This is a genomic window from Microbacterium sp. (assembly GCF_036566905.1).
GTDB lineage: Bacteria > Actinomycetota > Actinomycetes > Actinomycetales > Microbacteriaceae > Microbacterium.
Genome location: NZ_DATCVK010000013.1, coordinates 1 through 8,884 on the forward strand (window position 1 = coordinate 1; position 8,884 = coordinate 8,884).

General features: G+C 70.0%; 9 protein-coding genes. 1 reads left to right on the plus strand and 8 read right to left on the minus strand.

Going from position 1 to position 8,884, the window contains the following annotated elements:
• Positions 1-247: 247 nt before the first annotated feature.
• On the plus strand, positions 248-1,204 hold the full coding sequence (coaA, locus tag VIP82_RS01650; RefSeq protein ID WP_159606173.1) for a type I pantothenate kinase: 957 nt from the start codon (positions 248-250) through the stop codon (positions 1,202-1,204).
• A gap of 84 nt (positions 1,205-1,288) precedes the next feature.
• On the opposite strand, the gene glmM is transcribed toward coaA, so the two are convergent.
• The 8 genes from glmM to VIP82_RS01690 all read right to left on the minus strand — a co-directional run.
• The gene (gene glmM / locus VIP82_RS01655; protein WP_331905563.1) at positions 1,289-2,650 is read right to left on the minus strand and encodes a phosphoglucosamine mutase; all 1,362 of its coding nucleotides are present in this window, start codon (positions 2,648-2,650) and stop codon (positions 1,289-1,291) included.
• Between the two features lie 21 nt (positions 2,651-2,671).
• Positions 2,672-3,157, minus strand: coding sequence for a 30S ribosomal protein S9 (gene rpsI, locus VIP82_RS01660; RefSeq protein ID WP_159606543.1), 486 nt, complete (start codon positions 3,155-3,157; stop codon positions 2,672-2,674).
• Positions 3,158-3,200: 43 nt separating this feature from the next.
• Positions 3,201-3,647 carry a 50S ribosomal protein L13 gene (gene rplM / locus VIP82_RS01665; protein WP_331905564.1) on the minus strand — a complete coding sequence of 149 codons (447 nt, stop codon included), beginning with the start codon at positions 3,645-3,647 and terminating at the stop codon, positions 3,201-3,203.
• A gap of 174 nt (positions 3,648-3,821) precedes the next feature.
• Positions 3,822-4,802: a tRNA pseudouridine(38-40) synthase TruA gene (truA, locus tag VIP82_RS01670; protein WP_331905565.1), complete on the minus strand. Its 981-nt coding sequence runs from the start codon at positions 4,800-4,802 to the stop codon at positions 3,822-3,824.
• Positions 4,803-4,812: 10 nt separating this feature from the next.
• A complete protein-coding gene (locus tag VIP82_RS01675) occupies positions 4,813-6,117 on the minus strand; it encodes an acyltransferase family protein (RefSeq protein ID WP_331905566.1) in 1,305 nt (434 codons plus the stop codon).
• Positions 6,118-6,251: 134 nt separating this feature from the next.
• Positions 6,252-7,289: a GNAT family N-acetyltransferase gene (locus VIP82_RS01680; protein ID WP_331905567.1), complete on the minus strand. Its 1,038-nt coding sequence runs from the start codon at positions 7,287-7,289 to the stop codon at positions 6,252-6,254.
• An 86-nt stretch (positions 7,290-7,375) separates the two neighbouring features.
• A complete protein-coding gene (gene rplQ / locus VIP82_RS01685; protein WP_056010823.1) occupies positions 7,376-7,903 on the minus strand; it encodes a 50S ribosomal protein L17 in 528 nt (175 codons plus the stop codon).
• Between the two features lie 50 nt (positions 7,904-7,953).
• Positions 7,954-8,884, minus strand: a 931-nt coding sequence (locus tag VIP82_RS01690) for a DNA-directed RNA polymerase subunit alpha (protein ID WP_331905568.1), incomplete at its 5' end; no start/stop codon positions are given.

Sequence of the window (8,884 nt, forward strand, 5' to 3'; positions counted from 1 at the left end):
TCGGCGAGCACCTGCAGCTTGCCGGCGCGCTTCGCGGTCTCGATGACGCCGTCGTCGTCGACGATCGCCACTCCCGCCGAGTCGTATCCGCGATACTCCAGACGGCTGAGACCAGCCATGAGCACGTCGAGGCTGTTGCGCTCTCCGACGTACCCGACGATTCCACACATAGGGGCGATTCTACCGGCGGCCCACTGAGCAGGTCCCCCACGGCGACCCGGATCGGCGCCGACACTAGACTGACACGGTGCTGGATCCGCAGAGCCCGTCGTCGCACGTCGCGCAGATCTCGCCCTTCATCGAACTCGGCCGGGCGGACTGGGCCGCGCTCGCCCCATCGATCCCCTCGCCGCTGCGCGAGACGGAGATCGTGCAGCTGCGCGGGCTCGGCGAGCCGCTCGACCTGCGCGAGGTCGCCGAGGTCTACCTGCCGCTGAGCCGCCTGCTCAACCTCTACGTCGGCGGCACGAAGTCGCTGCACGACGTGACGAGCGAGTTCCTGCGCGAACGCGTCGAGGCCACCCCCTTCGTGATCGGCGTGGCCGGGTCCGTCGCGGTCGGCAAGTCGACGATCGCTCGGCTCCTCCGCGAGCTGCTCGCCAGGTGGGAGCACACGCCGCGCGTGGAGCTCGTGACCACCGACGGCTTCCTGTTCCCCAATGCCGAGCTCGAGCGCCGCGGCCTCATGGCGCGCAAGGGGTTCCCCGAGTCGTACGACCGACGGGCGCTCCTGCGGTTCGTCAGCGAGGTCAAGGCCGGCGCCGCCGAGGTGCGCGCGCCGTTCTACTCCCACCTCGCCTACGACATCGTGCCCGACGCACAGGTCACGGTCCGCCGCCCCGACGTGCTCATCATCGAGGGCCTGAACGTGCTGCAGCCGCCCGGGCCAGGGCACCGCCTGGCGGTGAGCGACCTCTTCGACTTCACCATCTACGTCGACGCACGCACGAGCGACATCGCCCGCTGGTACGAGGAGCGCTTCCTCAAGCTGCAGCGCGGTGCGTTCTCGAACCCGCGCTCCTACTTCCACCGGTACGCGAGCCTGACGGAGGCGGAGGCGCGCCAGCGCGCGGGCGAGATCTGGCGGTCCATCAACGAGCCGAACCTGCTGCAGAACATCCGGCCGACCCGCTCGCGTGCGTCGCTGGTGCTGCGGAAGAGCGCCGACCACACCGTGTCGAGCGTGCTGCTCCGCAAGCTCTGACGGGCCGGGCCGGGCGGGGCCGGTTCGGCGGGCCACGCGGCGCGCATGGGCCGGTTCAGCGGGCCACGCGGTGCGACCCGCTCGTCAGACCGTGAGTCGTTCGCGCACGACCTCCGCCAGGGCAGCGGCGTGGCGTTCGGCCGTCTCCTGGTCGGCGGCCTCGACCATGACCCGCACCATCGGCTCTGTGCCCGACGGGCGCAGCAGGACGCGGCCCGTGTCGCCGAGCTCGGCCTCCGCAGCCGTGACCGCCGCCGCCACCTGCGCGTCGTCGTGCAGGCCGTGGTGGTCGACCCCGCGCACGTTCACGAGCACCTGGGGGTACACGGTCATCACCGACGCCAGCTCGGCGAGGGTGCGGCCGGTCCGCGCCATCTCAGCGGCCAGGTGCAGGCCCGTCAGCACGCCGTCGCCCGTCGTGGCGAACTCGGTCATGATCACGTGACCCGACTGCTCGCCGCCGAGGGCGAGCTTCTCGGCTGCGAGCGCCTCGAGCACGTAGCGATCGCCGACCTTGGTCTCGATGACCCGGATGCCGCGCTCCGCCATCGCGCGCCGCAGGCCGAGATTCGACATCACGGTGACGACGAGCGTGTCGTCGGTGAGGGTGCCGCGTTCGTGCATCGAAACGGCCAGGATCGCCATGATCTGGTCGCCGTCGACCACGTTGCCGTCGGCATCGACGGCGAGGCAGCGATCGGCGTCGCCGTCGTGGGCGATGCCGAGGTCGGCGCCGTGCTCCCGCACCGCCGCCTGCAGCAGGCCGAGGTGGGTGGAGCCGACGCCGTCGTTGATGTTCATGCCGTCGGGATCGGCGCCGATCACGGTGACGGTCGCGCCCGCGTCGCGGAAGGTCTCGGGCGAGACGCCGGCGGCGGCGCCGTGGGCGCAGTCGAGCACGACGTGCAGGCCGTCGAGACGGTTGGGCAACGTGCCGAGCAGGTGGACCACGTAGCGGTCCTCCGCATCGGAGAAGCGGCGGATCCGACCGACGCCGTCGCCGAGTGGCGCCAGCTTCGGCTTGCCGAGGTGGGACTCGATGCGGTCCTCGACCTCGTCGGGGAGCTTCGTGCCGCCGAACGAGAAGAACTTGATGCCGTTGTCGGGGGCGGGGTTGTGCGACGCGGAGATCATCACGCCGAAGTCCGCGCCGATCGAATCGATCAGGAAGGCGGTCGCCGGTGTCGGGATGACCCCGGCGTCGAGCACGTCGACCCCTGAGCTGGCGAGCCCGGCCGCGACCGCGGCGATGAGGAACTCGCCGGAGACACGGGGATCGCGCGCGACCACGGCGACCGGCCGTCGGCCCGTGGCGCGCAGTTCGTCGGCGTGCCGCCCCCGCGTGAGAACGGCGGCAGCCGCCTGGGCGAGGCCCAGGGCCAGGTCAGCCGTGAGATCACGGTTGGCCAGGCCCCGGACCCCGTCGGTTCCGAAGAGCCGGGGCATTCGGTGAGCCGGAGACCCGGATCAGCGCTTCGAGAACTGAGGCGCCTTGCGGGCCTTCTTGAGACCGGCCTTCTTGCGCTCGATGACGCGGGCGTCACGAGTGAGGAAGCCGGCCTTCTTCAGGGTCGCGCGGTTGTTCTCGCGGTCGATCTCGTTGAGCGCGCGGGCGATCGCCAGGCGCAGCGCACCGGCCTGGCCGGAGGGGCCGCCACCGGTGATGCGGGCGATCACGTCGTACGAGCCGGAGAGCTCGAGCACGGTGAACGGGTCGGTGATGAGCTGCTGGTGCAGCTTGTTCGGGAAGTAGTCCGCGAACTCACGGCCGTTGACCGTGATGCCGCCGGCGCCGGGGGCGATGCGCACGCGGGCGATGGCCTGCTTGCGACGGCCGACTGCCGCGCCCGACACGTTGAGCACGGGGCGGGGGGTGGTGGGTGCGGCCGAGGGGGTGCTCTCGGTCGTGTAGCTCTCGGGAGCCGCTTCGATCTGGTCTGCGATCTTCGCCATTTTGGTGTGAATCCTTATTTCGAGAACGTCGAGGGTGCCGGAGTTACTGGGCGACCTGGGTGAGGGTGTACGGCTTCGGCTGCTGGGCCGAGTGCGGGTGCTCCGGTCCGGCGTAGACCTTCAGCTTCTTGAGCTGGGCCCGGCCGAGCGAGTTCTTCGGGAGCATGCCGCGGATCGCCTTCTCGACGGCGCGGACGGGGTTCTTCTCGAGGAGCTCGGCGTAGCCGACGGCCTTGAGGCCGCCCGGGTAGCCCGAGTGGCGGTAGGCCTTCTTCTGCTCGAGCTTCTGGCCGGTGAGGGCCACCTTCTCGGCGTTCACGATGATCACGAAGTCGCCGGTGTCGACGTGGTTCGCGAAGATCGGCTTGTGCTTGCCGCGCAGCAGGGCTGCGGAGTGGCTGGCGAGACGGCCGAGGACGATGTCGGTCGCGTCGATGACGACCCAGTCGCGCTGGATCTCGTTCGCCTTGGGGGTGTAGGTGCGCGTCACTGTCGTGCTGCTTTCTGATCGAGTGAGGGGTTCGTGAATCCCACTCCGGTGGGTGTTCGCCCGCGATGCGTGCGAACGCCCTGGTGGAGGGCTCAACTTCGGATGCCGCCGCAGAGGACGGCACCAAAGGGCAAGCTTAGCGGGTCGAGACGCAAGCGTCCAATCGACGCCCCCTCACTCCCCCGCGTCCGCCTCGTCGTCGAGCTGCACGTGCAGTCGGCGCCGGGCACGTGTCTGTGCGGCGCGGACCTCGAGTTCGTGATCGTCGGGGTAGCCGACCCCCGTGAGCACGAGGCCTTTCGCGGGCATCACCATGAACGCGTTCGTGCGCTGCCCGGCGCGCAGCAGCTCAGCGGGAGCATCCACGTCGAGGCGCCCCTCGCCGACCGCGACCGCCGCCCCGATCAGCGCGCGGACCATCGAATGACAGAAGGCATCGGCTTGGAGGGAGGCCACGAGCACGCCGTCGGCGTCGCGCCGCCACCGGTAGGACTCCAGCGTGCGGATGGTCGTCGCCTCGGCACGCGGCTTGCAGAAGGCGGCGAAGTCGTGCAGTCCGAGCAGGGACTGCGCCGCCGCATCCATCCGCTCCGCGTCGAGGGGGCGCGAGCGCCAGACGGTGCGGTGCCGATCGAGCGGGTCCCGAGCGGCCGCGGAGTCGGCGATGCGGTACTCGTAGCGTCGCCAGATCGCCGAGAAGCGCGCGTCGAACCCGTCGGGTGCGAGCGCGGCCGACGCCACCACGACATCGGAATCGGATGCCCCGATCACCCCGGTCAGCCGGCGGAGCAGCACCGCTGCCGGCCCCGAATCGGCTGGTCCGATCGCGTGACCACGACGCGCCCGGGTCACCGCCGCCAGAGCCGCTCGCGGGACGTCGAGGTGCGCGACCTGTCCGACGGCGTGGACCCCGGCATCGGTTCGCCCGGCGACCGTCAGTCGCGGTACCGCACCGGTGCGCCGGAAGAGGATCGCCAACGCGTCTTCGATGAGCCCCTGGACGGTGCGCAGCCCCGGCTGCCGGCTCCACCCGTTGAAATCGGTGCCGTCGTACGCGATCTCGAGCCGTACGCGAACCGTTGCGTCACCGTCGTCTCCAGCGTCGGGCGAGCCGACATCGGGGTTCGACGACGCGACGGATTCGGAGACGACCATGCCCTCAAGCCTACGATCGCGCAGCGGACGACGGCACCGCGCTCGGCACCTCTGCCGACATCGCACCGTTCCCCAGTCGCGACCCGGGGCCGCCGACGATGAGCGCGATCACCGCGACGGTCACGAGCGTCCAGCCCAGCAGTCCGTTCTGCCACGGGACGTAGCCGAGCGTGAGCAGCACGCCGACGCCGGCCACCGCGCACGCACTCCAGAGCAGCACCGCGGCGAGCGGGGTCCTGCGGTCCACCGGTTTCGGCCACCGCGACTCGATGCGCGGCACGACCATGCAGCATCCGGCGACCACGACGGCGATGGCGGTGATCCAGAGCGGACGCGTCGCCCACCACGCCGACGACAGCACGGGCGGGAACGGGAGACCGAACGCAAGCTGCAGCGCCGTCACGACCGCCATGGCGAAGGTGTGCCACAGGTAGATGACCATGCCGTACACGCCGAAGACGAACACCGCGCCGAGCATCGGCCTCCACCGCATCATCCGTCGGATGAGCGGTTGCGCGAGCGCGAACAGGCACGCCTGCCCGAGGCCGAGCGCGAGGATCGCCAGCGTCGGCGGATTCAGGTTGTCGAGCATGTCGTGCGAGTACCCGAACCAGGTCACGAGCACGCCGATGACGCCGTACGACCCGACGGCGATGGCGACGAGCACGAATGACGAGCGGCGGGCGAACCAGCCGTCGCGGAGCCCGAATCCCAATTGCTGGGCGAACAGCCAGACGAAGATCCAGTTCAGCGCTCCCACCGGCACGCCGAACCCGCGCACGAGCACGTCCACGACGATGACCGCCGCGGCGAGCCCGAGGTATGCGGCCCATGGCGCGTGCCGGTGCAACCACGACATGGTCGGCACGAACGCCGTGCAGATCAGGTAGACGGGGATGAACCAGAGCGGCTCGGCGAGCCGCACGGCGAACGTGCGGACGAATTCGGCGTCGACCCCTGCCAGGAGCATGATCGCGAGCACCGCACCGACCGCCGCGACGAGACCCACCACCGGCTGCGCCAGACGAATGGCACGGATGCGCAGGTAGTGGGAGACGGTCTCGCCGTGACCGCGGAGCCGTCGCCACTGCGTGATCGACGCGAATCCGCCGCAGATGAAGAAGACGGGCATGATCATGAGCGGCCACGTCGCCCATGCGAGCGGCTCGAAACCGTCGAGTGCGTTGAAGGCACGCAACGGATCCCCGCCGATGCCCATCTGGAGCGCGTGCAGCAGTACGACGATCGGGAGGCAGAAGGCGCGGGCGAAATCGATCGAGAGATCCCGGTCGACCGGGATGCGGACGGCGGCCACGCTGCTCCTCTTCGCACCGTTGACGGCGGTACCGAGAACAGATTCTGGCACAATGCGAACCGCCCGGGTATGCCTCCGACGGGGCTGTGGACAGCGCACTTCGGGAGTGGGATCCGCGGTCCCGTGACGGCGGCTCAGACCACGATCGTGTAACCGGTCTCGGTGGCCGACGCGCGGAATCCCATCCGCTCGTAGAGGGCGAACGCCCCGGTCGGGTTCGCGGCGTCGACCTCGAGCGTCGAGTACTCGAGTCGGGCTGCTCGCGCGGCGGCGAGATGGGCGGCCAGGAGCGCCTTCGCGACGCCGCGCCCGCGGTGACCCCGAACCACGCCGACCAACGGGATGTGCGCGCTCGAGAACCCCTGCCCGTCCCAGTCGTCTTCGTTCACCTCGCCCAGCACGAATCCGACGACACGATCGCTCGCCTCGTCGATGGCGATGACGGAGAGATCCATGCGGAACACGGCGCTCGAGACGAAGACGCGCCACTCCTCCTCCGATCGCGACTGGCTGCCCCAGTGGTCGCGGAACGCGTCGTTCCGGGCAACCCTCACCTCGGCCACCCGGGTCGCCTGCAGCGCCTCGACGCGAATGCCGTCGGCGGCGCGGACGTCGTCGATCGGCTCTCCGAGATCGCGCCGCAACCCGGCGAAGTACCGCGCTGCGGAGAAGCCCGAGGACTCGAACAGCGGGCCGGCACCGCGCGCACGGTCGTCGGAGAAGGCCATGATCCAGCCGGGGAGCCGCAGGTCGGAGGCGGCGAGCTGCTGTTCACCCCGCCCACGCTGCCAGGCGAGGAGGACACGACCGATGCCCCGGCGCCGCAGCTCGGGATGCACGCCTCCGCCGAGGATCGTCCGCACGATGGTGTCACGGCCCGGCGGGTGGTACACGATGCCCCACGCCACCGCACGACCGCGGGCATCGAGCGCCACGACCGAATCGCGCTTCCGATCGACGAACGACATCCCGAGGTCACCGGTGAGCTCGTCTCGCGGGACCGCGAACTCGGGGTGGTCGACAGCAGCCATGGCCGCCTCGAGCGCCACGATCCGCTCGATGTCGTCATCGCCGACCGGGCGCCATGCATCGACGTCGGGATGCGTCAGGCTCGGGAGGGTCACGGGAGGCGCGACGCGCTCGGAGAGCGGCGACAGATCGTGCTCGGTCACGGGGCCAGCCTAGACGGCGGCGGCGGGACGGAGACAGCGAACGGCCCCGGTGCGCGAGCACCGGGGCCGTTCAACGGCGTTCGAGACTACTTGGCCTCTGCGGCCTCGGCCTCGTCGGCGACGACCTCGGTCGTCTCCTCGGCGGCTGCGTCGGTCGCCTCGACCTCGGTCGTCTCCTCGACGACCTCGGCCGGAGCCTCCTCGGCGACGGGCGCCTCGGCGGCGGCCGGCTTGGCGGCGCGCTTCTTCGGGGTCACGGGCTCGAGTACGAGCTCGATGACCGCCATGGGCGCGTTGTCGCCCTTGCGGTTGCCGATCTTCGTGATGCGGGTGTAGCCGCCCTCACGGTCGGCGACCTGGGGGGCGATGACCGTGAACAGCTCGTGCACGACGGTCTTGTCGCCGATGACGGCGAGCACGCGACGGCGCGCGTGCAGGTCGCCGCGCTTGCCGAACGTCACCAGACGCTCGGCCAGCGGACGGAGGCGCTTGGCCTTCGTCTCGGTGGTGGTGATCCGCTTGTGCGTGAACAGCGCTGCAGCGAGGTTCGCGAGCATCAACCGCTCGTGGGCGGGGCCGCCTCCGAGGCGGGGGCCCTTCGTGGGCTTCGGCATGGTTCGTTCTCTCCAGTAGGTGGGGGTTGGTGGGCGACCGCGAGGTCTGCCTAGTTCTCGTCGTCGAAGCCCGTGTAGAAGTGGGCCCCGTCGAATCCGGGGACGGAGTCCTTCAGCGACAGGCCCATTTCGGTGAGCTTGTCCTTGACCTCATCCACCGACTTCTGGCCGAAGTTGCGGATGTTCATGAGCTGCGACTCCGACAGGGCGACGAGCTCGGACACCGTGTTGATGCCCTCGCGCTTCAGGCAGTTGTAGCTGCGCACCGAGAGGTCGAGGTCTTCGATCGGGATCGAGAGCTCGCTGGAGAGCACTGCGTCGACCGGCGCGGGGCCGATCTCGATGCCCTCGGCAGCGGTGTTCAGCTCGCGGGCGAGACCGAACAGTTCGGTGAGCGTGCGGCCCGCCGAGGCGATCGCGTCGCGCGGCGTGATGGCCGGCTTCGACTCGACGTCGACCACGAGGCGGTCGAAGTCGGTGCGCTCGCCGGCACGGGTGGCCTCGACGCGGTAGGTGACCTTCAGGACCGGCGAGTAGATCGAGTCGACCGGGATCTGGCCGGCCTCGGAGTACTCGTTGCGGTTCTGGCTGGCCGAGACGTAGCCGCGGCCGCGCTCGATCGTGAGCTCGAGCTCGAACTTCGCCGAGTCGTTGAGCGTCGCGATGACCAGCTCGGGGTTGTGCACCTCGACACCCGCCGGAGCGGAGATGTCGGCTGCGGTGACCTCACCGGCACCCTGCTTGCGCAGGTACGCGGTGATCGGCTCGTCGTGCTCGCTGGAGACGACCAGGTTCTTGATGTTGAGGATGATCTCGGTGACATCCTCCTTCACGCCCGGAACGGTCGAGAACTCGTGGAGCACGCCGTCGATGCGGATGCTCGTCACGGCTGCGCCGGGGATCGAGGAGAGGAGGGTGCGACGGAGCGAGTTGCCCAGGGTGTAACCGAAGCCCGGCTCGAGGGGCTCGATCACGAAACGC